Genomic DNA, 23,022 nt, shown 5'->3' on the forward strand with positions numbered 1-23,022 from the left:
TTTGGAGCCAGTATGAATTCGTTGCCGATCGATGATGTTTTACCCGCCCTGCGTGACGCCTTGGCGAATCGCCATGAAGCCGTGCTGGAAGCGCCGCCCGGCGCCGGTAAAACCACCCGCGTGCCCTTGGCCTTGTTGAATGAGCCCTGGCTGGCCGGGCAGACCATCCTGATGCTCGAGCCCCGGCGCCTGGCCGCCCGTGCCGCCGCGGAACGGCTGGCCAGCGAACTGGGGGAGAAAGTCGGTGAAACCGTCGGCTATCGCATCCGTCTCGACAGCAAGGTCGGGCCCAACACGCGCATCGAAGTGGTCACCGAAGGCATCCTCACCCGTCGTTTGCAGGACGATCCGGCACTGGACGGTGTCGGCCTGCTGATCTTCGACGAGTTCCACGAGCGCAGCCTCGACGCCGACCTGGCACTGGCCCTGAGCCTGAACGGCCGCGACCTGTTTCGCGACGAGCAACCGCTGAAAATCCTTCTGATGTCCGCCACCCTCGAAGGCGAGCGCCTCGCCAGCCTGCTGGATGACGCGCCGATCCTGCGCAGCGAGGGGCGCATGTTCCCGGTGCAGATGCGCTGGGGGCGGCCGTACCAGGCCGGTGAATTCATCGAGCCGCGCGTGGTGCAAACCATTCTCGAAGCCCTGCACGATGAAACCGGCAGCGTGCTGGTGTTCCTGCCGGGCCAGGCGGAAATTCGCCGGGTCAACCAGCAACTGGCCGACGCCCTGGGGCACAGCCCTGACGTGTTGCTCTGCCCGCTGCATGGCGAGCTGGACCTCAACGCCCAGCGTGCGGCCATCGATCCGGCACCGGCCGGTAAACGCAAAGTGGTGCTCGCCACCAACATCGCCGAGACCAGCCTGACCATCAACGGCGTGCGTGTTGTGATCGATGCCGGGTTGGCGCGGGTGCCGCGTTTCGACCCCGGCAGCGGCATGACCCGCCTCGATACTCAGCGCATCTCCCGCGCCAGCGCTACCCAGCGTGCGGGCCGGGCCGGGCGCTTGGAGCCGGGGGTATGTTATCGGTTGTGGTCCGAAGACCAGCATGAAGGGCTGGCCGCGTATGGCAGTGCGGAAATCCTCGCCGCCGACCTCGCCGGCCTGGCCTTGCAACTGGCACGCTGGGGCGTCACGCCCCCACAGCTCGTGTGGCTCGATGTGCCACCCACCGCCGCCTATGCCCAGGCCCAGGATTTGCTGGTGCGCCTCGGGGCCTTGAATGACGAAAAACTCACGGCGCATGGCCAGAAGATGGCCGAGCTGCCGGCCCATCCACGTATCGCCCATTTGTTGCTGCGCGGGCAGGACCTGGGGCTGGCGGCCACGGCCTGTGATGTCGCGGCACTGTTGGGCGAGCGCGATATTTTGCGCGGCGGCGGCGCGGATTTGCACAGCCGCCTGGCGCTGATGTCCGGTGAAGAGCGTGCGCGCGGTACTCAAGGCGGCGTGCAACGCGCCAAGCAACTGGCGCGGCAATACCGTGGCTATTTGAGAGGCCAGGCGACCCGGCCGGTGGCCGACCCCGACCACCCGCGCTGGCTCGGCGCCTTGCTGGCGCTGGCCTACCCGGACCGTGTCGCCCAGCAACGTCGCCCCGGCGGTGCCGAATATCGCCTGGCCAATGGCCGCGCGGCATTATTCGCCGAGGCCGACAGCCTGATGAAACAGCCATGGCTGGTGATCGCCGACCTCGGCAGCCGCCAGGGCCAGCGTGAAGAACGTATTTATCTGGCGGCGGACTTCGATCCGGCGCTGTTCGACACGGTCCTCGCCGAACAAGTGCGCAACGTCGATCAACTGGACTGGGATGAGCGCGAAGGCGTGCTGCGCGCCGAACGCCAGCGCAAAGTCGGTGAACTGGTGCTCAGCCGCGAACCGCTCACCGGCCTCGACGAAGCCGCGCGCGGCCAGGCGCTGGTCAACCTGGTGCGGCGCAAAGGCCTGGAGCTGCTGCCCTGGACCCCGGAGCTGCGCCAATGGCAATCCCGCGTCCTGCTGTTGCGCCAGTTGGACGCCGGCAACACCAGCGAATGGCCCGACGTCAGCGACAACGCCTTGCTCGCCAGCCTGGAGCACTGGCTGATGCCCTACCTGGGCAAAGTCTCGCGGCTGAGTCACTTCGCCAACCTGGATATCTCCAGCTACTTGCACAACCTGTTGCCCTGGCCGCTGCCCCAGCGCCTGGACGAGCTGGCGCCGCAGCATGTGAAGGTGCCATCGGGTTCATCGGTGCGGTTGGACTACAGCGAACAGCCGCCGATCCTGGCGGTGCGCTTGCAGGAACTGTTCGGCCTGGCCGACACCCCGCGCATTGCCGGCGGGCGCCAGGTGGTGAAGTTGCACCTGTTGTCCCCGGCACGGCGGCCGGTGCAGGTGACCCAGGATCTGGCGAACTTCTGGCGCAGTACCTACGCCGAAGTGAAAAAGGATCTGAAGGGCAGGTATCCCAAGCATTACTGGCCGGATGATCCGCTGATAGCCGAGCCGACCGCGCGGATCAAACCCCGGAAGTCGTAACGCCAAAGATCCAAATGTGGGAGGGAGCAAGTCGAATCGTCGCACCGCCCCTCCCACATTAATCTTGTTGTGTGGGTTATTGCGCGGCGGGCAGCAGGAACCGTGCAATCACCGGCAGATGGTTGGAAATACGCAACGTATCCTCCTGCCGTACATTCGCCTCCACCCGCTTGATCCGCGGGCTGTAGAACAGGTAATCGACGGTGCGATCCGGGCCATCAATGCTCGGGTCATTGGGAAAGTACGTCAGCCATTTCTCACGATCAATCCCGCTGGATTGGCTGTTGCTCGGGATCATCGGGTACTTGTCCCACAGTAAATGCAGCTCACTGTCCGGCGAATACTGCCCGCGCTTACCCGCCTCCAAACGCAGGAACTGCCCCAGGGGCAGCAGGTTGAAATCCCCGCCGATCAGCCAGGGCGTGCCACGGCCTTCGAACTTGTCCAGCAGCTTCACCGTCGTTTGCACCTGTTCCTGCACCGCACTGCGCCCCGGCGCGTCGCCGTCCAGGCGGGTGTTGAGCACCGCCAGTTGGCCGCCATCGCTCAGGGGCAGGTAGGTCAACAGCAAGGCCGGCTTGGGTTGGAACTGGCGGCTGATGATATTGGCCTCGGGCGCCGGCAATTGCAGGCGTTCGGCGTGTTCGATCTGGTAGCGGCTCAGGGTCGCCAGCTTGCGGCCGACGCTGCCGAAGATATGCCGGTCGGGCACGAAGTCGGCTTTCCAGTCGAAGGCCTGGGCGCTGCACGGGTAGAGGTCGACCAGGCGCTCCTGCAAAAGCGTCAGCTGGTCCTGGTAGTGGGAAGGCTTGGCGTTTTCGTCGAGTTCCTGCAACAGCAGGATGTCGGGTTGTTCATCGCGAACCACCCGCGCCACTTCGTCGAGGCTGGCGGCCATGTCCTCTACGGTGGGGCGGTCGTCCGGGCCGCTGCCGTCGGCGGTGTCGTACCAGAACACGTAGTTCTTGCCGGCCAGGTATTGCACGTTCCAGGTCATGACCTTGAGCGCCTGCCCGGGCAACAGGGTTGGCGCACGGGGCGCGACGCAGCTGACGGGCAGGGTTTCCTTGGCGGCGGGGCGCCAGGTCAGGCTGTAGATCAGGGCCGTCAGCAGGCCTGCGACGATCAGCAGGCCCAGCAGGGTGATGCGCAATAAACGGGTCATCGGCTCGGCTTATGGCGTTTCAGGAGTGGCGTGGAGCATATCACCGCGCGTCGGCATCGCCACCGATCAGCATGAATAAACGGAACAGCACCACGCTGGTGAACAGTTGCAGGAAGCTGTGGGCGCTGTCCATCAACAGCCCCACCAGCGGCGCGGGGTTGGGATAGGCCGCGACGCTGGCGCCCTTGAGCAGCCACAGAGGCGTCATGACACACAACAGGCACACCAGGATTCGCCAGAAATGCCCACGGGTCAGGCGCAAACTCTCCTTCATCGCCTCCAGTGCCGGCATGCCGCGCAATACCAGCAGGTACTCGGCGAACGCCAACACCACCATCAGCCACAGGCCCGGCAGGAAATACAGCGACAGGCCCAGCAGAATCAGGAGGGTACTCATGGCGGTCAGCAGGGCGAAGCGCGGCCACAGGGTCAGGGCCATGGCCCAGATGTCCTTGGTGCGCGGCGACTCGCCACGGGTGCGGGCGTCGAGAAACAGGATCAAGGCACCGGTGTACAGCGGGTACACCAGCAAGCCCACCACCACGCTGTAGCCGGGGAACGCATCCGCGCCGAGCGTGTGGTCGAGCAGCTGTTGCAACAGGGCTTCGAGGATCACCAATGGCAGGCACAGTTGGACGATTGCGCCCAGGTTGCCTCGGGTAAAACGGAAGGAGTCGCGCAATACGTCTAACGGATTCATCGGGTTCATCGCAGGCCTGAAAGCAAGGGCAACACTTTAACCGATCATGGCCAGCGGTAAGCAAATGTAAACCTTGAGTAAAGACCATTGAAACAACTCGTAACACCCCCATAACGGTTAAGCACCTGGCCTGATCACAGGCAAGGCCACGATTTCTACCGGCAATCTAACGAGGTCGCCATGAACAGCGAAGAGCAAACCCTGATCGATGGACTGTTTTCACGGTTGCAGCAAGCCGAAACGGACTCAGCCCCCCGTGACGCCCAGGCCGAAGCGCGGATCAAGGAGCATATGACTCGCCAACCGGCCGCCGGGTACTACATGACCCAGTCGATCCTGGTGCAGGAACACGCGCTCAAGAGTCTCGACGCGCAGAACAAGCAACAGGCGCAGCAGATCCAGCAATTGCAGGATGAGTTGCAGCGGGCCAAGTCCGCACAAGCGGCCCCGGCGAGCGGCGGTGGTTTCCTGTCGAGCATCTTTGGCGGCGGTTCCCGTGACCCGCAACCGGCCCAGAGCGCTCCGGCCTCTTCCGGCGGCGGCTGGCGTGAACCGGCGCGGCCGTCCTTTGGCCAGCCAGCGCCGCAACAGAACTATCAACAGCCGCAGCAACCGGCCGCCGCCCCCATTGGCAGCGGGTTCCTCGGTGGCGCGATGAAAACCGCCGCGGGCGTGGCCGGTGGTGTGTTGCTGGCCGAAGGCATCAGCAGCCTGTTCAACCACAACTCGCAACAGCCGCAGGTGGTGGAAGAGATCATCCGTGAAGAGCCGGCGCCCGCCAGTGACAACGGCAACTGGGGCAACGATGACCAGAAGTTCGCCGGCAATGACAGCTGGGGCAGCGACAACGCCTCGGACAGCTTTGCCGACAGCGACTATTCAGACGATTCCTCTTCCTTCGGCGACGACGATTCCTTCGTCTGACCCTTCCGGCCCGGGGCGCTGAGCCGCCCCGGTCTGATTTTTCCCGGCAACCTTCTCGCGGCTGGCATACTGGCACCCTTTCCGGGCCCTGGCGCCTGGCTGTCATGGGGAAGTGCGGTGAAGAAAATTGCAGTGTTCGCCGATGTACAAAACCTCTACTACACCGTCCGCCAGGCCTATGGCTGCCATTTCAACTACGCCGCCCTGTGGGCTGATATCAGCTCGCGTGGGCAAATCGTCGAGGCCTATGCGTATGCCATCGACCGCGGTGACAGCAAGCAGCAGCAGTTCCAGCAGATCCTGCGTAACCTGGGGTTCACGGTAAAACTCAAGCCGTATATCCAGCGCAGCGACGGCTCGGCCAAGGGTGACTGGGACGTGGGCATCACCATCGACATCATGGACGCCGCCGACCACGTTGACGAAATTGTGCTGGCCTCCGGTGACGGCGATTTCGACATGCTGCTCGACCGCATCATCCACAAGCACGGCGTCGAAGCCGTGGCCTACGGCGTACCGGGGCTGACGGCCAACTCACTGATACGTGCCGCCAGCCGCTACGTGCCGATCGAAGGCGCGTTGCTGCTCAAATAAGTACGGCGGCTTAATAAATAAAGGGTTAGACGGAGTTGGAACAGGTTTGGAACGTATAGCGGTCATCGACTTTGAAACCACCGGCATCACCCCGAGCAGCCACTGCCGGGCCACGGAAATCGCGGTGGTTATCCTCGAACGCGGCCAGATCGTGGACCGCTACCAGAGCCTGATGAACGCCGGTGTGCGCGTGCCTGGGTTTATCGAGCAACTCACCGGCATCAGCAACGCCATGCTGCGCAGCGCCCCGCCGGCCGAGCGGGTGATGAACGAAGTCAACGAATTCGTCGGCACCACGCCGCTGATGGCGCACAACGCCGCGTTCGACCAGAAGTTCTGGGATTTCGAACTCGGTCTGATCCGCCGCACCCGCCTGCAAAAATTCGCCTGCTCCCTGCTGCTGGCCCGCCGCCTGATGCCGGCTGCGCCCAACCACAAGCTCGGCACCCTCAACGCCTACGCGAAACTGCCCCACACCGGCCAGGCCCACCGCGCGCTGGCGGATGCGGAAATGGCCGCGAACCTCACGGCGCACCTGGCCCAGGAACTGCGGCGTACCCATGGCTTGCGCGAACTGTCCCACGACCTGCTGTGCACCCTGCAGAAAGTGCCGGCGGCGAAGATCAATGAGCATTTGAAGAAACATCGCGGGTTCTGACAGAACAACGCCGTTCAAGATGTGGGAGGGGCGGTTATCTGTCGTTCATCGAGGCTGCACACACTCCAACGCCCGATCCACCACCCCCTTCGCCATCTCCACCAAATGCATCACCGCCCGCTGCTGCACATCAATCCCCTCACCCGACAAGTGCGCAGTGCCCACCGCGCAATGCAGCAAATCCGCCGCATGGGCGAGGGCGTCTTCGAGGCTCAGGTTGTCATTCAGGATGAAGGGCGGGGCATCTTGAGGGCGTTTATCTGCTTTCTGAATAGTCGGTAGGCTTAGCCTTGCTGTCCTGTCGGACCTTTCTGGATTTTCCCTTCTCCCGTCTATAGCCCTTCGCTGCGACCTAAGATCCCGGCTGTCATTTACGTACAGGGACTACGTCATGCAGGAAAGCGATCTTCACACAGCAATCGTGCGAAGCCAGTTTGAGCTCCAAGGCAACGGCATTGATTTCGGCTCAACTTCAAGCATGGCGTTTCATTTGGGAAACACGATGACAAGTTGCCCGGCAGTCATGGTTTTACCTAATTCGCCAGGCTGGACCCACGGCGCCAGTTACCAGTTACTCAAGCCCGTTCATGCTGACTCCTCGGTGCCGAGCACCACGTTTGACGAACTCTGGAAATGTACACAGCAACACTATGGCTTGACGGCCGCAACGGTTCTCACTGGCGCCGCGGGCATACCTATAAGCAAAATTGCCGTGGGCACTTGGGTTCATGTTGGCTCCAGCAAAACGACGAACTTGGCGAGTCTCATTGGAATGCGCTTTTTCCCTCGTACATTGATCAGGCAACCCACGGTGGCCAGAATGGCGAAAGCAACGTTTGGCACCGTCCGGGTATTTGGCATTATTGGACGGGGCATTCCTTTCGTTGCTGCGGGGTTGGCTGTCTTTGATCTAATCAGTATTGGTAAGTGCGCCTATGAGGCAAGAAATGGAAGGTAGCCCGACTAGAGCCGAGATCAGCGAAAAGGTGATTCAGCTATTCGTCGATATCATCGGTTTCATCGACCGAAGCCAGGTCACGGAGCAAACGGACTTCATCCATGACTTCAAGATTATTGATGATGATTTGACCTGCTTTGTCATGCAGATCAAGTGGCAATTCAACTTGCAAGCGACCCAGGAAGATTGGGATCACATCACTACCATCCAGCAGATAGTTGACTTGATCGTTGAACGCTCGAATTTGCAGTGCGGCCACTGACGCCATCGGGAGCAAGCCCCCTCCCACATTTTGAATGTATTCACAAATCAAACTGTGGGAGGGGGCTTGCTCCCGATGGCGGTAGATCAGCCACCACTTTTGCCATTGGTTTCCAACTGCCCCAACGGCACCCGTCGCTCTATCGCGCTCGACAAAATAATCGAGGTCTTGCTGAACCCGAACTTCGCCAGCCGATTGATCAAACTCTCCAACTCCGGCATCGAGCCCACCGCCGCTTGCATGATCACGCACGGATCGCCCGTCACCCGGTGGCATTCGGTGAGTTCCGGGATTTCGGCCAGTGCGTCATACACCTTCTGGTTGCCGTGGTTGGTCAGCCGCAGTTCGATCACGCACTGAATCGGCAAGCCCACTTTCGAAAAATCCACCTTGGCCTGGTACCCGGTGATCACCCCGCTGGCTTCCAGCTTGGCCACGCGTTCGGCCACGGCGGGGGCGGAGAGGTTTACCGTGCGGGCCAGTTGCGCGTAGGAGGCGCGGCCGTCTTCGAGCAGGGCGCTGAGGAGCATGCGGTCGTATTTGTCCATATAAGGCTCCAGTTGCGGGTGGCTTTCGAAAGCATGGTTTATAGCCATAATAACCATGTTTTGAAAAGTGTATGGGCGGTTTAAACAGGTTTTGTAACTTATGTTTAACAACCTGCCTTTTTAGAATAAGCCTCTCTTATCTCTGCCTTCGAGCCGCCCAATGCCTGGCACACGTCGCTTTCCCTTACCGTTGATCGCCGCCTTTTTTGCACTGTATGTGATCTGGGGTTCCACCTACCTGGTGATTCGCATCGGCGTTGAATACTGGCCACCGCTGATGCTGGGCGGTATTCGCTTTTTGTTGGCGGGTGCGGCGATGTATGGATTTTTGCGTTGGCGTGGGGCGCCGGCGCCGACCTGGGAGCAGTGGAAGGCTGCTGCCAAGATCGGTATTTTGCTGCTGACCTTCGGCAATGGCGCGGTGAGTGTGGCCGAGCACACTGGGGTGTCGTCCGGCGTGGCGGCGCTGGCGGTGGCGACCGTGCCGTTGTTCACCTTGCTGTGCGGGTATTTCTGGGGCGCGCGCAATACCCGGCTGGAATGGGCCGGGGTGATCCTGGGCATGATCGGTATCGCCATGCTCAACATGGGCAGCACGTTGCAGTCTAGCCCCATGGGCGCCGCTTTATTGTTGTTTGCAGCGGCGTCGTGGGCGTTTGGTTCGGTGTGGAGTCGGCGCCTGCCGTTGCCGCCGGGCGCTATGGCCAGTGCCGCAGAAATGCTGGTGGCCGGGGTGACACTGTTGATCGCCAGCGCGCTGACCGGTGAGCGCCTGCAAGCCATGCCGCCGCTGGAAGGCTGGCTGGCCCTGGCTTACCTGGCCGTGTTCGGCTCGATCATCGCCTTCAACGCCTATATGTACCTGCTCAAGCACGTACGCCCGGCAGCTGCGACCAGCTATGCCTACGTCAACCCCGCCGTCGCAGTCTTGCTGGGGATTGTGTTCATCGGCGAGACCATCGGTGTGGAAGAGGCCCTGGCCATGCTGGTGATTATCAGCGCCGTGCTGTTGATCAGCCTGCCCCAGTGGCGAAAGCCCAAGCCGGAAATAAGGTAAACTGCCGCGCATTACGCCCTTGCGCTGAATTTTTCCTACGGTAACTACATGACTTTCGCCACACTTGGCCTGATCGAACCCTTGCTGCGCGCCCTTGAGATGCTCGGCTACCAGACCCCGACGCCGGTGCAGGCGCAAGCCATTCCGGCGGTGCTCGCCGGTCGCGACCTGATGGCCGCGGCCCAGACCGGCACCGGCAAGACCGCCGGTTTCGCCGTGCCGCTGCTGCAACTGCTGACCCTGGAAGGGCCGAAAGTCGCCGCCAACTCGGCGCGCGCGCTGATCCTGTGCCCGACCCGCGAGCTGGCCGAGCAGGTTCACGCCAGCGTTGCGGAATACGCCCAGCACCTGCCGCTCACCACCTACGCGGTGTACGGCGGCGTGAGCATCAACCCGCAGATGATGAAGCTGCGCAAGGGCGTCGATATCCTGGTCGCCACGCCGGGCCGCCTGATCGACCTGTTCCGCCAGAACGCGCTGAAACTCAACCAGCTGCAAACCCTGGTGCTGGACGAAGCCGACCGCATGCTCGACCTGGGCTTCTCCGAAGAACTGGCGAACATCTATCGCATGCTGCCGAAAAAGCGCCAGACGTTACTGTTCTCCGCGACCTTCTCCGATGACATTCGCCTGCTGGCCGGGCAGATGCTCAACGACCCGCTGAGCATCGAAGTCAGCCCGCGTAACGTCGCCGCCAACACCGTCAAGCAATGGGTAGTACCGGTGGACAAGAAGCGCAAGGCGGAGCTGTTTGTGCACCTGATGCGCAAAGGCCGCTGGAAGCAGGTGCTGGTGTTCGCCAAGACCCGTAACGGCGTGGATGCGCTGGTGGATAAGTTGCAGGGCCTGGGCATCAATGCCGATGGCATCCATGGCGACAAGCCGCAAGCCACACGCCAACGCGCGCTGGACCGTTTCAAGTCGAGCGAAGTGCAGATCCTGGTCGCCACCGACGTAGCGGCCCGAGGCCTGGATATCGAAGACCTGCCGCTGGTGGTCAACTTCGACCTGCCGATCGTGGCCGAGGACTACATCCACCGCATCGGCCGGACCGGTCGCGCAGGCAACACCGGTGAGGCGATTTCCCTGGTGTGTGCCGATGAAGTCAACATGCTCTCGGCCATCGAGATGCTGACCCGCCAGACCTTGACCCGCAAGATGGAACAGGACTTCGAGCCGGAACACCGCGTGCCGGATACCGATGCCAGCGGTCAGGTGGTGAAGAAGCCGAAAAAACCGAAGAAGCCCAAGGCATCCGGTGGCGGCGGTGGCAAGCGCAACCTCGGCAAGTGGGTGGACAGTGGTGACGTGGCGCCGGTGGAGCCTTCGATCAAGCCGGTGCGCAAGGTGCCGGTGTTTAATACCGGGCCGCGTAAGAAGAAGTGATTTTACGGGGTGGCTGATGGCCTAATCGGGGGCAAGCCCCCTCCCACATTTTTGATCTGTGAATACATTCAAACTGTGGGAGGGGGCTTGCCCCCGATGGCGGCTTTGAATCCACCGCAGATCTCAGCGGTTGAGCCACTCCAACATCCCCCGCCCAGCCGCTCTGCCACTGGCAAAACACCCCGTCAGCAAATACCCGCCGGTCGGCGCTTCCCAGTCCAGCATCTCCCCCGCACAAAACACCCCCGGTAATTGCTTGAGCATCAGCCGCTCATCCAACGCTTCAAAGGGCACGCCGCCTGCGGTGCTGATGGCTTCATCCATCGGCCGTGTCTTCACCACTGTCAGCGGCAACGCCTTGATAGCCACCGCCAATTGCGCCGGGTCATTGAAGTGTTCGGCGGGTGCCAACTCTCGCAACAGCGCCGCCTTGACCCCATCCAAACTCAATTGGCTGTGCAAATGCTTGCTCATCGAGCGCGAACCTCGCGGCTTGGTCAAGGCGGCCTGGACCTTGTCCAATGGCTTGCTCGGCAGCAAATCGATATGCACCGTCGCCGAGCCATTACGGTTGATCGCCTCACGAATCGGCGCCGACAGCGCGTAGATCAAACTGCCCTCGATACCGGTGGCGGTGATCACGCATTCGCCGAGTCGCGGCTTGTCATCCCCCAGCCCAATGGCGACGTTTTTCAGCGGTGCGCCGGCGAATTTGCTGACCATCAAGTCGCTCCAGGCCGACACCTCGAAGCCGCAATTGCTGGGTTGCAGGGCCACGCAAGGCACGCCTTTATCCTCCAGCAGCTTGAGCCAGGCGCCGTCGGAGCCCAGGCGCGACCAACTGCCGCCGCCCAAGGCCAAGAGCACGGCATCGCTGTGGACAACTTTTTCGCCGTCCGGGCTGTGGATAAGTAAATCACCCTCGGCATTCCAGCCCACCCAACGGTGCCGGGTGTGGATAACCACGCCCTGGTCGCGCAGGCGCTTGAGCCAGGCACGTAGCAGTGGGGCGGCTTTCATATCCGTGGGAAACACGCGACCGGAAGTGCCGATAAAGGTCTGGATACCCAGGCCATGAATCCATTCGCACAACGCTTCGGCATCAAACCCACGCAGCAACGCTGCCATTTGCGGGGCACGCTCGGCATAGCGCGCCACAAAGGCCGGGTACGCCTCGGAATGGGTGATGTTCATGCCGCCCACGCCCGCCAGCAGGAACTTGCGCCCCACCGACGGCATGCCGTCGTACAGGTCTACCCGCACCCCGGCCAGGCTCAAGACTTCGGCGGCCATCAGCCCGGCAGGGCCGCCGCCGATGATGGAGACGTGTCGAGAGGAAATATCGGACATGGGCAGGGCTACGATCGCGGAAATAAGCCGAGCATTCTACCCGAGGCGCGCGGCGTTGCCTGATCAAAAAATGTACAGCTTCCTACAGGCTAGACAGCTACGGGCTCTTAGACGCTTACGCTCAAGTTATCCACAGGCCGTTCCACAGGCATTGTGGGTAACGCCCACACTTCAATGACACCCTGATGACGTCCACACCCGCTGCGCGCTGTGGTGCAGGATGCCGTGGCGGCGGGCCAGGGCGGGGCGATCCTTGCTGTAGCCGCCACCGATCACGCCCATCACCGGGATGTCGCGGCCCAGGCAATGGCGCATCACGCTTTCATCGCGGGCGGCCACGCCTGCGTCTGTCAGCTTGAGGTAACCGAGGGCGTCATCCTTGTGCACATCGACGCCGGCGTCGTACAGCACCAGGTCCGGTTGGTAGAGCGGCAGCAGGTAGTTGAGGGCGTCGTCCACCACCGTGAGGTAGTCGGCATCGCCCATGCCCATGGGCAGCGGGATGTCCCAATCGCTCTGGGCTTTGCGCGCAGGGAAGTTCTTTTCGCAGTGCAGGGACACAGTGATCGCCTCCGGCGTGTCGTGGAGGATGCGCGCGGTGCCGTCGCCCTGGTGCACGTCGCAGTCGAAGATCAGCACGCGGTTGACCCGGCCGCTGGCCAGCAGGTAATGGCTGATCACCGCCAGGTCATTGAAGATGCAAAAGCCCGCCGGGTAGTCGTAGTGGGCGTGGTGGGTACCGCCCGCCAGGTGGCAGGCCAGGCCATGTTCCAGCGCCTGCTCCGCCGCCAGGATCGAGCCGCCGACCGCGCGCACGGTGCGCCGGGCCAGGGCTTCGCTCCAGGGCAGGCCAAGACGCCGTTGGTCTTCGCGGGACAACTCGCCGCTCATGTAGCGTTCGATATACCCAGGTTCATGGGCGAGGGCCAGAATCTCCGCCGGGCACAGCGACGGGCGCAGCAATTGGCTGTCTTCGGTCAGGCCGCTGGCCACCAGGTGGTCACGCAGCAGGCGGAACTTGTCCATGGGGAACCGGTGGTCTGCCGGGAACTCAGGGCTGTAGTCATCGTGGTAGATCAATGGCAAAGGCATGGGATTTTCTGACGGGGATCTGCGAAGGATCTTAACAGCGCTGTACACTCACGCACATGGCAAGGGGAGGGGACCCATGGAGGAGATATTGCAATTGGAAAGCGCGCGCCTGGTCATGCGCCAATGGCGCGATGCCGACCTGACGGAATTTGCGCGCATGTGCGCCGACCCGCAGGTGATGCGCTATTTCCCGGCCAGATTGAGTCACCTGGAAAGTGCCGCCCTGATCGGCCGGATTCGCGGCCACTTCGCCGAATACGGTTTTGGCCAGTGGGCCCTGCAACGCAAGGACACCGGTGAGTTCATCGGCCTGACCGGGTTGCAGAACGTCAGCTTCGAAGCGGACTTTACCCCGGCGGTGGAAATCTGCTGGCGCCTGGCCCGTGAGCATTGGGGCCTGGGTTATGCCAGCGAGGCGGCCTGGACCGCGCTGCGCTGTGGTTTCGACCGTTTGCAGTTGGACGAAATCGTCGCTTTCACCACTCAAGCCAATCTGCCATCACAAAAAGTCATGCAGGCCATCGGTATGCATTACGATCCCCAGGCAGATTTTGCACACCCCAAGGTCGCAGCCGATGACCCGCTGCGCCCCCACGTTTTGTACCGCATCACCCGCGCCCAATGGTTGGACACGCTGCACGGATAAGCAGCCCGGAATGCCCTCTCGATTGTTGTAGGAGTTGCTCTATGAGCCAAGTATTGGAAGATCTGGTGGACTTGCTGACCCTGGAGCCGATCGAGGAAAACCTCTTTCGCGGCCGCAGCCAGGACCTGGGTTTTCGCCAACTGTTCGGTGGCCAGGTGCTCGGCCAGTCGCTGTCGGCCGCCAGCCAGACCGTCGAAGAAGCGCGACATGTGCATTCCCTGCATGGCTATTTCCTGCGCCCCGGCGATGCGAAGTTGCCGGTGGTGTATTCGGTGGACCGTGTACGCGATGGCGGCAGTTTCAGCACGCGCCGCGTGACGGCGATTCAGAAGGGCCACCCGATCTTTACCTGCAGCGCTTCGTTCCAGTACGACGAGGCCGGCTTCGAGCACCAGACCACCATGCCCGTGGTGGTCGGCCCGGAAAACCTGCCGTCGGAGCTGGAGCTGACCCAGCAGCGCGCGCACCTGATTCCCGAGCATATGCGCGACAAGCTGCTGTGCCCCAAGCCGATTGAAGTGCGCCCGGTCACCGAAAAAGACCCGTTCAACCCGCAGCCGTCCGACCCGGTCAAGTACGTGTGGTTTCGCGCCGATGGTGCCCTGGCGGATACGCCGGCGCTGCACAAATACCTGCTGGCCTACGCCTCGGACTTCGGCCTGCTGACCACCTCGTTGCTGCCCCACGGCAAGACCGTGTGGCAGAAAGACATGCAGGTCGCCAGCCTCGACCACGCGTTGTGGTTCCACGCCGACCTGCGTGCCGATGACTGGTTGCTGTACGCCATGGACAGCCCATGGGCCGGAAACTCCCGTGGGTTCTCCCGCGGCAGCGTGTACAACCGCGCCGGGCAACTGGTGGCGTCGGTGACCCAGGAAGGCTTGATCCGCCATCGCAAGGATTGGGCATGAGCCTGACGGACGTTAAGCACTGGGTGTTCGACATGGACGGCACGCTGACGGTGGCGGTGCATGACTTTGCGGCGATTCGCGTGGCCCTGGACATTCCCCCCGAGGACGACATCCTCACTCACCTTGCCGCATTACCGGCGGACATCGCAGCGGCCAAGCACGCCTGGTTGCTGGAACATGAGCGCGAGCTGGCGCTGGGCTCCGTCGCGGCGGACGGTGCGGTGGAACTGGTGCGCGAGCTGGCCGGGCGCGGTTATCGCCTGGGCATTTTGACCCGCAATGCGCGGGAGTTGGCGCATATCACCCTGGACGCGATTGGCCTGGCGGACTGCTTTGCCGTGGACGATGTGCTGGGGCGCGACGATGCGCCGCCCAAGCCCGATCCGGGTGGGTTGTTGAAATTGGCGGCGGCGTGGGATGTATCGCCGAGCGAGATGGTGATGGTCGGCGATTACCGTTTTGACCTGGACTGCGGCCGGGCGGCAGGGGCGCGGACGGTGTTGGTCAACCTGCCGGAGAACCCGTGGCCGGAGCTGGCGGATTGGCATGCTGCAGACTGCGCTGCATTGCGCCGAATGATCCAGCTCCCATATTTTGAGACTGTTTCGTCAGGTATTACTGAGTGAACAGTACCTTCTGGCCCTCGGGCGACGTAAACATCCCATCCCCGTCATGCCCCACCCCCGGCACTTCCACCAGCGTCTGGCGCAACTGCGGATGGCGCTGCTTGAGGTAGTCAAAGTAGTTGTGCCCGCGAATCAGCCGATACGCGCCCTGGCTCTCGGCTTCGCAGCTTTTATCCAGCGCCGGGTGGTTCGGGTCGGTGTCCTGCTGGCCCAGCAGGTAAGTGATGGTGCGTGATACGTAGGCTTGTTCCAGCTGCTCGGCGCTTTGGCCGTTGGCGTAGGCCGGCAGGTGCTGCATGCCGTACTTCCAGGTGTTGAAGCCCGGGCAACTGGCGGTCTCGAACTTCACCGGCCGCTGTGGGCTGAAGTAGGCATAGGACGAGGGGTTGGCCACTACATAGCGCAGGCGGATACCCTCGGTTTGCAGGGCCGTGTGCGCGTGGCCGGTGAGGGCGAAGCGCTGCACCACCTGGCCACCGCCGGAGTGACCGGCGACCACGATTTCCTTCAGCGCCGGGAACAGCGTGCGGTTTCCCAGGTGCTTGATGATCTGGTCGAGGGCGCCGAAAGAGCTGATCTGGCCTGGGCCGGTGGAGGCATCGCCGGCCATCCAGTCATTGCCCTTCCAGCGCAGCAACTGATTGTCCAGATGGTTGCGCTTCACGTCGGCCCCATTGAGAAACTGCGGTGCGATTACCAATGTGGTGGGGCCAACGCCTGCGTGTTCGGCGGCATCCATTCCGCTTTGCAGGTAGGTCTGCGCATTACGCAGGCGCCCGTGCACGATGATCAACGCGCGGGTGACGTCGGGCAGTGGCTGGCGCCAGTCCTGGCTCAGCCCGAGGCTGAGATCGCCGGCCTCCAGATGAAAACGCTCGGGGCTGACCACCTTGACGCCCTGCTCGGCGGCCCAGGCGGATGACGAGATGAGCAACAGGCCCAACAGCAGTCCCAATCGTTGATTCATTTATAGGCTCTTGGCAGCGAACGTGTCGCATTGAGTGATCTGGCCCTGGGCGAAGCCTGTCTTGAACCAGCGCACCCGCTGTGCCGAGGTGCCGTGGGTAAACGAATCCGGCACCACGCGCCCCTGGCCCTGCTGCTGCAAACGGTCATCGCCGATGGCGTTGGCGGCGTTCAGTGCTTCTTCAATATCGCCAGGCTCCAGCCAGTTCAGGCGCTTTTGCGCACGGTTGGCCCACACACCGGCGAAGCAGTCGGCTTGCAGCTCCTGGCGCACCAGCAGGCCACCGTCGCCTTGCATTTGTCGGCCTTGCTGGCGTGCGGCCTGGATCTTCGACGAAATGCCCAGCAATGTTTGTACGTGGTGCCCGACTTCGTGGGCGATCACATAGGCCTGGGCGAAATCGCCGGCCGCCTGGAAGCGTTGGGACATTTCCCGGAAGAAATCCAGGTCCAGATAGACCTGCTGATCAGCCGGGCAATAGAACGGGCCGCTGGCCGAGGTGGCGCCACCGCAGGCGGAATTGACCCGGCCACGGAACAGAATCAGCTTCGGGTTCTTGTAGGCCAGGCCGTTTTCCTGGAACACCTGGCCCCAGGTGTCTTCGGTATCGCCCAGCACCGCGCGCACAAAGTCGGCTTGCTCATCGTTGGCCGGCGGTGCCTGGCGCGACTGCGTGCTCACCGAGGGTGCCTGTTCCATCTGGCCGGTCAACTGGCCGAGGATCTGCATCGGGTCCTGGCCGGTCAGCCAGCCGATGCCGACGATCAGCACAATCGCGGTCAGGCTCAGGCCCTTGCCGCCGCCAAAGCGCATCCCGCCACCGCCGCCGCCACTGTCATCGCGGGCATCCACCACGTTGTCGCTGCGTCGGCCTTTTTTCCATAGCATGGGGCAATCCTCTGTGTGCTAACCGTGATTGAGTATGGTCGGTATTAACGGCAATAGCCTTCGCCGGTGGCGACGATCAGGCAGTCTTTTTTGTCCGCCAGCCATTTCAGCCCGGTCGCTTCTCCGTCGCCGGCGCGTAGGAGTTGCGGGCCGTCCGGACGGGTGAAGGCGATGCCGTCTTCGGCCGCTTCACCCTTGAAGGTGCCCGAGTCGTCGGCGTCGAGGCCGTATTGCATGGTCAGGAGGTAATGGCCACGGCCGATGCTGTCGTCCTTGGCGATGGTCAGGTGCAGGCCTTCGACGCCGATCCATTTGCCGACCCATTTATCCGTGGGCGGGGTTTCGGGTACCAGGGCGGCCTGCACGGAAGGCGGCGCAGGTTTGGGCGCCGGCGTGGACGCCTGGTCGCAGGCGGTCAGCAGGGCAAGGGCAGAAAGAACAAAGAGGAATTTTTTCATAGCAACGAGGCCTTGGTTAAAAAGTATGCAATGCGCAGGCTAAGGTGCTGCGTTGGACTCGAATCCGGTGATTTAGTGCGCTGTTCGCCCGGTGTTTGGTTATGCTCTTGGGGCAGGCGCCAGCCCGGCTGCTAGATTACCGGGTTGAGCGCTGTTTCGTTCAGTGCTCAGCGTTCCGCTCGCCACGCAAGAGAATTCCATGACTGTCAGCACCCCCCTTTCCGGCGTCAACCATCCCTTCAAAGGCATTTTGCTGATCGTGTTGGCGACCTTCCTGTTCTCCAGCCACGATGCCTTGTCCAAGTACCTGGCCGGGTTTTACCCGATCGTGATGGTGGTGTGGGCGCGCTACGTGGTGCACACCTTGCTGATGGCCGGGATTTTCCTGCCGCAATCGGGTTTGCGGGTGCTGCGCAGTAAACGACCGGGGATGCAGGTGGTGCGGGCCTTGTGCCTGTTGGGCACCAGCCTGTTTTTCACCACGGCGTTGCATTACATCCCGTTGGCGGAAGCCACGGCGGTGAACTTCCTTGCGCCAATCCTGGTGACGGCACTGTCGGTGCCGCTGCTCGGCGAACACGTGACACGCGGCCAATGGCTGGCGGTGATCTGCGGGTTTGTCGGCGTGCTGGTGATCATTCACCCAGGCGGTGAGTTGTTTACGCCGGCGGTGTTGCTGCCGCTGTGTTCGGCGCTGTTCTTCTGCTTCTACCAACTGCTCACGCGCATCCTCAGCCAATACGACACGCCCACCACCAGCAACTTCTTCGCCGGGCTGTGCAATACCTTGGTGATGAGTGCGATGGTGCCGTTCTTCTGGCAGGTGCCCACGCTGTGGCACGGGGTGCTGATGCTGGCGCTGGGCACCTGTGGGATGACTGCGCACTTGATGCTGACCCAGGCATTCCGCTTTGCCGCACCGGCCTTGCTGGCGCCGTTCGGCTATTGCCAGATCGTCTTCGCGGGGTTGTTGGGCTGGCTGGTGTTCAACCATACCCCCGATGTAACCACGGTGGTCGGCATCGGGGTGATCTGCATGAGCGGTCTGGCCGCTGCCTGGCAGCAGCGGCGCAGGTGATCAGGCGTCTACGGTCGGAATCTTGCGCGGTGCCATGAAGTACATCCAGGTCAGCGCAATGAAGTACATCGCCGGGATCAGGGTGAACAACACGGTGTAGTTGTTGTTGGTGACGGTGAGGATGTGGCCGACGATCTGGGTCATGAACATGCCGCCGATGGCCGCGCACATGCCGCCGAAACCGAACACCGTGCTCATCATGTGCTTGGGCGTGTAGTCCATCACCAGGCTCCAGATGTTGGCGGTCCACGCCTGGTGCGCACCGATGGCCAGGGAAATGGCAAACACCGCGACCCACAACTGGCTGGAGCCGGCCGCCATGATCACGCCGACGATGCAGCAGGCAAACAGCAACATCGACAGCAACCGCGCCTTGATTGAGTTCATCCCACGGCCGATCAGGAACGACGACAGAATCCCCCCGCCCACGCTGCCGAAGTCGGCGGTCAGATAGATGATGATCAGCGGGATACCCATCTGGGTCACGTTGATGCCCAGGTTGTATTGCTGGTTCAGGAACGGCGGCAGCCAATACAGGTAGAACCAGAACACCGGTGCAGTGAGTGCATAGGCGATGGCGAAGGCCCAGGTGCCGCGCATGCGCAGGATGCGGCTGAAGGGTACGCCGGGTTGTTCCGGTTCGACTTGCTGTTGCACGTAGTCCAGTTCGGATTGTTTGACGGTTGGGTGGTCTTCCGGGTTGTAGTACTTCAAACCCCAGAACACCAGCCAGATCGCGCCCAGCGACGCCATGCACAGGAACGCCGCCTGCCAGCCCCACACATGCAGGATCAGCGGCAGCAGCATCGGCGTCATCATCGCGCCAACGTTGGTACCGGCATTGAAGATACCGGTGGCCACCGCGCGCTCACCGGCGGGGAACCACAGGCGCGTGGTCTTCACGCAGGCCGGGTAGTTGGCGGCTTCGGTCAGCCCGAGGATAAAGCGGCAGACCATAAAGCCGACCGCCGAAGTGGCCAGGCCATGGGCACCGGTGGCCAGGCTCCACAACAGTACGGCGCAGAAGAACACGCGCTTGACGCCCACGCGGTCGATCAGCCGGCCTTGCAGCACAAAGCCGACGGCGTAGCCGACCTGGAACCAGAAATTGATGTTGGCGTAGTCCATCGCCGTCCAGCTCATTTCCTTGGCCAGGATCGGTTGCATCACGCCCAGGGCTGCGCGGTCGATGTAGTTGAGGGTGGTGGCAAAGAACACCAGGGCCAGCATGCCCCAGCGGGTTTTACCCACGGCGAGGGCGCCGCGGATCTTGTCGCCGATGCCGGCGTGCGGGGTGCCCGGGCGCGCGGCCAGGGCGGAGTTTTGCGAAGGCATGTGGTTGTACCCGTTTTTTGAAATTTTTATGAGGTGTTGTGGGTCTTCTTTTGGGTGTCGCTGCGTGATTGATGGTGCGCAGTGGCTAAAAAATCGTCAATTCGCCAAAGAGGCTTAGTGTTCGATAATCGCACCAAAAACTAACCGGTTCGTACATTTTAATTGCTGCGGGTAGTCTGGGGGCGAATAATTTGCCACAAACAACAATTGCCGGGAGTCGCCCATGCAACGTTCCATCGCCACCGTGTCCTTGAGCGGTACCCTGCCGGAAAAGCTCGAAGCCATTGCTGCCGCCGGGTTCGATGGGGTCGAGATCTTCGAAAACGACTTGTTGTATTACGACGGCAGCCCCCGTGAGGTCAGGCAGATGTGCGCCGACCTCGGCATCGCCATCACCTTGTTCCAGCCGTTTCGCGACTTTGAAGGCTGCCGCCGCGATCGCCTGGCGCGCAACCTGGAGCGCGCCGAGCGCAAGTTCGACCTGATGCAGGAACTGGGCACCGACCTGGTGCTGGTGTGCAGCAATGCCTCGGCCGATTGCGTCGGGGATGAACGCATCCTGCTCGACGACCTCGGCCTGTTGGCCGAACACGCCGGCCGTCGCGGCCTGCGCATTGGTTATGAAGCGTTGGCCTGGGGCAAGCATGTAAACACCTGGCAGCAGGTGTGGAACCTGGTGCGCCAGGTCGATCACCCGAGCCTTGGGGTGTTGCTCGACAGCTTCCACACGCTGTCGCTCAAGGGCGACCCGAGCGCCATCGCGCAGATCCCCGGCGACAAGATCTTCTTCGTGCAGATGGCCGACGCGCCGATCCTGGCCATGGATGTGCTGGAGTGGAGCCGGCATTTTCGCTGCTTCCCCGGCCAGGGTGAATTCGACCTGGCGGGGTTCCTCGCGCCGATCATCAAGAGCGGCTACACCGGGCCGTTGTCCCTGGAAATTTTCAACGATGGCTTCCGCGCCGCGCCAACCCGCGCGAATGCGGCGGATGGCCTGCGCTCCCTGCTGTACCTGGAAGAGAAAACCCGCGAGCGCCTGCAACAGGAGGCGCCCGCGCAACCTGTCGAGATTCTGTTTGATACCCCGGCGGCCAGCGAATACGACGGTATCGAGTTCCTCGAATTCGCCGTGGATGAAAACCTCGGCGCCAAGCTCACCCATTGGCTGGAACGCCTGGGTTTCGTCAAGGCCGGCCAACACCGCTCCAAGAGCGTGAGCCTGCTGCGCCAGGGCGACATCAACCTGATCCTCAACTGCGAACCCTATTCCTTTGCGCATAACTTTTTCGAGGCCCATGGGCCATCGTTGTGCGCCACGGCGATTCGGGTCAAGGACAGCGCCAAGGCCCTGGAACGGGCGGTGGCCTACAAAGGCCAGCCCTACCGCGGCCTGGTCGGGCCCAACGAGCTGGAGCTGGCGGCGGTGCGTGCGCCGGACGGCAGCCTGATTTACCTGGTTGATCAGAGTGAGGGCGGGATCTACGACACCGATTTCAATCTGCAAGCGTCCAGCGCGGCCGGCGGTGGTTTGCTGCGCATCGACCACATGGCCATGGCCTTGCCGGCCGACAGCCTCGACAGCTGGGTGCTGTTCTACAAGAGCCTGCTGGATTTCGAAGCCGATGACGAAGTGGTACTGCCTGACCCCTACGGCCTGGTGAAAAGCCGTGCGCTGCGCAGCCGTTGCAGCTCGATTCGCTTGCCGCTGAATATTTCCGAGAACCGCAACACCGCGATTTCCCACGCGCTGTCGAGCTATCGCGGCTCGGGTGTGCATCACATTGCCTTTGACTGCGCGGATATTTTTGCCGAAGTGCGCCGTGCCAAGGAGGCCGGGGTGCCGCTGCTGGATATTCCGCTCAACTACTACGATGACCTGGCCGCGCGCTTTGATTTCGATGATGAGTTCCTCAGCGAACTGGCGTACTACAACGTGTTGTACGACCGTGACGCCCAGGGCGGTGAGTTGTTTCATGTGTACACCGAGCCCTTCGAGGGACGGTTTTTCTTCGAGATCATCCAACGCAAGAACGGTTACGCCGGCTACGGCGCAGCCAACGTGGCGGTGCGCTTGGCGGCGATGGCCAAATCCCGCAGCGGCGCGGTGCGCCAGGCGCGTTTATAACGGTGGGCCTGGTGCTTCCTTCGTAGGACGCCTCGGCCCATAATCGCGGCCTGCACAACAAAAATGGCCGTGAGCGCACCATGACCTCAAGTCCCGAACTCCCCGCGGTGTCAGACGCACCGCGCAAGAGTCGTAAGAACAACCCGGAAAAGACCCGCGAGAACATTCTCCAGGAAGCCATCGTCGAGTTTGTTCAGCAGGGCCTGTCCGGCGCTCGCGTGGATGCCATCGCCGAGCGCATCCATACCTCCAAACGCATGATCTATTACTACTTCGGCAGCAAGGAGCAGTTGTACGTCGAGGTGCTGGAGAAGCTCTACGGCGATATTCGCAACACCGAAACGCGGATGAACCTCACCGCCCTGGAACCGCGTGAGGCGATCCGGCGGCTGGTGGAGTTCACCTTCGATCACCACGATCAGAACGTCGATTTCGTGCGTATTGTCAGCATCGAAAATATCCACAATGCCGAGTACGTGAAGCGCACCGAAACCATCAAGGCGATGAACAGCAAAATCCTCGAGGGGCTAGGGGTGACGTTGCGCCGGGGCGCCGAGATGGGGCTGTTTCGCGAAGGGCTGGAACCGTTGGACGTGCACCTGCTGATCAACTCATTCAGCTTTTACCGGGTGTCCAACCGCCATACGTTCAGTGAGATCTTTCAGATCGACCTGTCGGATGAGGCGGTTAAACAACGGCATCGCGAGATGATTTGCGAATCGGTGCTGCGCTACCTGCAGGCCTGAGTACACCGCCTGACCCCATGTGGGA

At 62.1% G+C, this 23,022-nt stretch carries 24 protein-coding genes; 14 read left to right on the forward strand and 10 right to left on the reverse strand.

All coding sequences use genetic code 11. The annotated features are described in order from the left end of the window. The first annotated feature begins 12 nt into the window (after positions 1 to 12). The gene (hrpB, locus tag BLQ09_RS19145; RefSeq protein WP_092358236.1) at positions 13 to 2,523 is read left to right on the forward strand and encodes an ATP-dependent helicase HrpB; all 2,511 of its coding nucleotides are present in this window, start codon (positions 13 to 15) and stop codon (positions 2,521 to 2,523) included. 76 nt (positions 2,524 to 2,599) lie between these two features. Here the strand turns inward: hrpB and BLQ09_RS19150 are convergent, their stop codons facing one another. Beyond that, on the reverse strand, positions 2,600 to 3,688 hold the full coding sequence (locus BLQ09_RS19150) for an endonuclease/exonuclease/phosphatase family protein (RefSeq protein ID WP_027605270.1): 1,089 nt from the start codon (positions 3,686 to 3,688) through the stop codon (positions 2,600 to 2,602). 40 nt (positions 3,689 to 3,728) lie between these two features. After that, positions 3,729 to 4,388: a YciC family protein gene (locus tag BLQ09_RS19155; protein WP_027605271.1), complete on the reverse strand. Its 660-nt coding sequence runs from the start codon at positions 4,386 to 4,388 to the stop codon at positions 3,729 to 3,731. A gap of 180 nt (positions 4,389 to 4,568) precedes the next feature. Here BLQ09_RS19155 and BLQ09_RS19160 point away from each other — a divergent pair, with 180 nt between their 5' ends. The 3 genes from BLQ09_RS19160 to BLQ09_RS19170 all read left to right on the forward strand — a co-directional run bounded on the left by BLQ09_RS19160 (position 4,569) and on the right by BLQ09_RS19170 (position 6,564). Continuing rightward, on the forward strand, positions 4,569 to 5,312 hold the full coding sequence (locus BLQ09_RS19160) for a DUF2076 domain-containing protein (RefSeq protein ID WP_092358238.1): 744 nt from the start codon (positions 4,569 to 4,571) through the stop codon (positions 5,310 to 5,312). 117 nt (positions 5,313 to 5,429) lie between these two features. After that, the gene (locus tag BLQ09_RS19165; RefSeq protein WP_024077544.1) at positions 5,430 to 5,906 is read left to right on the forward strand and encodes an NYN domain-containing protein; all 477 of its coding nucleotides are present in this window, start codon (positions 5,430 to 5,432) and stop codon (positions 5,904 to 5,906) included. Between the two features lie 46 nt (positions 5,907 to 5,952). Beyond that, a complete protein-coding gene (locus BLQ09_RS19170) occupies positions 5,953 to 6,564 on the forward strand; it encodes a 3'-5' exonuclease (protein ID WP_065924992.1) in 612 nt (203 codons plus the stop codon). A gap of 45 nt (positions 6,565 to 6,609) precedes the next feature. Here the strand turns inward: BLQ09_RS19170 and BLQ09_RS19175 are convergent, their stop codons facing one another. Continuing rightward, positions 6,610 to 6,900: a DUF6124 family protein gene (locus BLQ09_RS19175; protein ID WP_092358240.1), complete on the reverse strand. Its 291-nt coding sequence runs from the start codon at positions 6,898 to 6,900 to the stop codon at positions 6,610 to 6,612. 55 nt (positions 6,901 to 6,955) lie between these two features. Here BLQ09_RS19175 and BLQ09_RS19180 point away from each other — a divergent pair, with 55 nt between their 5' ends. Both BLQ09_RS19180 and BLQ09_RS31675 read left to right on the forward strand, forming a co-directional pair. Continuing rightward, positions 6,956 to 7,522, forward strand: a complete 567-nt coding sequence (locus BLQ09_RS19180) for a hypothetical protein (protein WP_027605274.1) — start codon at positions 6,956 to 6,958, stop codon at positions 7,520 to 7,522. After that, positions 7,512 to 7,784, forward strand: coding sequence for an acyl carrier protein (locus BLQ09_RS31675; protein ID WP_027605275.1), 273 nt, complete (start codon positions 7,512 to 7,514; stop codon positions 7,782 to 7,784). Before BLQ09_RS19180 ends, BLQ09_RS31675 begins: the two co-directional genes overlap by 11 nt. 86 nt (positions 7,785 to 7,870) lie before the next feature. On the opposite strand, the gene BLQ09_RS19190 is transcribed toward BLQ09_RS31675, so the two are convergent. Beyond that, positions 7,871 to 8,332, reverse strand: coding sequence for an Lrp/AsnC family transcriptional regulator (locus BLQ09_RS19190; RefSeq protein WP_027605276.1), 462 nt, complete (start codon positions 8,330 to 8,332; stop codon positions 7,871 to 7,873). Between the two features lie 160 nt (positions 8,333 to 8,492). On the opposite strand from BLQ09_RS19190, the gene yedA reads away from it, so the two are divergent. After that, complete coding sequence (gene yedA, locus BLQ09_RS19195) at positions 8,493 to 9,389, forward strand: drug/metabolite exporter YedA (RefSeq protein WP_092358242.1); 897 nt, start codon at positions 8,493 to 8,495, stop codon at positions 9,387 to 9,389. A 48-nt stretch (positions 9,390 to 9,437) separates the two neighbouring features. Beyond that, a complete protein-coding gene (locus BLQ09_RS19200) occupies positions 9,438 to 10,775 on the forward strand; it encodes an RNA helicase RhlE1 (RefSeq protein WP_092358244.1) in 1,338 nt (445 codons plus the stop codon). 123 nt (positions 10,776 to 10,898) lie between these two features. On the opposite strand, the gene BLQ09_RS19205 is transcribed toward BLQ09_RS19200, so the two are convergent. Both BLQ09_RS19205 and BLQ09_RS19210 read right to left on the reverse strand, forming a co-directional pair. Beyond that, positions 10,899 to 12,125: a TIGR03862 family flavoprotein gene (locus BLQ09_RS19205; RefSeq protein WP_092358246.1), complete on the reverse strand. Its 1,227-nt coding sequence runs from the start codon at positions 12,123 to 12,125 to the stop codon at positions 10,899 to 10,901. A 171-nt stretch (positions 12,126 to 12,296) separates the two neighbouring features. Continuing rightward, on the reverse strand, positions 12,297 to 13,217 hold the full coding sequence (locus BLQ09_RS19210) for a histone deacetylase family protein (protein ID WP_092358248.1): 921 nt from the start codon (positions 13,215 to 13,217) through the stop codon (positions 12,297 to 12,299). A gap of 76 nt (positions 13,218 to 13,293) precedes the next feature. On the opposite strand from BLQ09_RS19210, the gene BLQ09_RS19215 reads away from it, so the two are divergent. From BLQ09_RS19215 to BLQ09_RS19225, 3 genes are read left to right on the forward strand one after another with little or no spacing between them, the layout of a single operon-like run. Further along, entirely contained in the window at positions 13,294 to 13,863 is a 570-nt protein-coding gene (locus tag BLQ09_RS19215; protein WP_027605281.1) for a GNAT family N-acetyltransferase, read from the forward strand. Positions 13,864 to 13,904: 41 nt separating this feature from the next. After that, the gene (gene tesB, locus BLQ09_RS19220; protein WP_027605282.1) at positions 13,905 to 14,774 is read left to right on the forward strand and encodes an acyl-CoA thioesterase II; all 870 of its coding nucleotides are present in this window, start codon (positions 13,905 to 13,907) and stop codon (positions 14,772 to 14,774) included. Next, positions 14,771 to 15,400, forward strand: a complete 630-nt coding sequence (locus BLQ09_RS19225; protein ID WP_092358250.1) for an HAD family hydrolase — start codon at positions 14,771 to 14,773, stop codon at positions 15,398 to 15,400. The genes tesB and BLQ09_RS19225 overlap by 4 nt, the downstream gene beginning before the upstream one ends. Here the strand turns inward: BLQ09_RS19225 and BLQ09_RS19230 are convergent. From BLQ09_RS19230 to BLQ09_RS19240, 3 genes are read right to left on the reverse strand one after another with little or no spacing between them, the layout of a single operon-like run. Then, complete coding sequence (locus tag BLQ09_RS19230; protein ID WP_092358252.1) at positions 15,390 to 16,367, reverse strand: hypothetical protein; 978 nt, start codon at positions 16,365 to 16,367, stop codon at positions 15,390 to 15,392. The two genes, BLQ09_RS19225 and BLQ09_RS19230, sit on opposite strands and share 11 nt — an antisense overlap. Next, on the reverse strand, positions 16,368 to 17,255 hold the full coding sequence (locus tag BLQ09_RS19235; RefSeq protein ID WP_027605284.1) for a KPN_02809 family neutral zinc metallopeptidase: 888 nt from the start codon (positions 17,253 to 17,255) through the stop codon (positions 16,368 to 16,370). 44 nt (positions 17,256 to 17,299) lie between these two features. Continuing rightward, a complete protein-coding gene (locus BLQ09_RS19240) occupies positions 17,300 to 17,713 on the reverse strand; it encodes a membrane lipoprotein lipid attachment site-containing protein (protein ID WP_092358254.1) in 414 nt (137 codons plus the stop codon). A gap of 199 nt (positions 17,714 to 17,912) precedes the next feature. Between BLQ09_RS19240 and BLQ09_RS19245 the strand changes: the two genes are divergently transcribed. After that, a complete protein-coding gene (locus BLQ09_RS19245; protein WP_027605286.1) occupies positions 17,913 to 18,791 on the forward strand; it encodes a DMT family transporter in 879 nt (292 codons plus the stop codon). On the opposite strand, the gene BLQ09_RS19250 is transcribed toward BLQ09_RS19245, so the two are convergent. Then, entirely contained in the window at positions 18,792 to 20,126 is a 1,335-nt protein-coding gene (locus tag BLQ09_RS19250) for an MFS transporter (protein WP_027605287.1), read from the reverse strand. Positions 20,127 to 20,349: 223 nt separating this feature from the next. Between BLQ09_RS19250 and quiC the strand changes: the two genes are divergently transcribed. Together quiC and BLQ09_RS19260 are read left to right on the forward strand one after the other, a co-directional pair. After that, positions 20,350 to 22,251 (forward strand): 3-dehydroshikimate dehydratase QuiC, encoded by a 1,902-nt coding sequence (gene quiC, locus BLQ09_RS19255; protein ID WP_027605288.1) that lies wholly within the window; start codon positions 20,350 to 20,352, stop codon positions 22,249 to 22,251. A gap of 80 nt (positions 22,252 to 22,331) precedes the next feature. Continuing rightward, a complete protein-coding gene (locus BLQ09_RS19260) occupies positions 22,332 to 22,997 on the forward strand; it encodes a TetR/AcrR family transcriptional regulator (RefSeq protein WP_027605289.1) in 666 nt (221 codons plus the stop codon). Positions 22,998 to 23,022 lie beyond the last annotated feature (25 nt).

Source organism: Pseudomonas sp. NFACC25, assembly GCF_900100935.1.
GTDB classification, from domain to species: Bacteria; Pseudomonadota; Gammaproteobacteria; order Pseudomonadales; family Pseudomonadaceae; genus Aquipseudomonas; species Aquipseudomonas marginalis.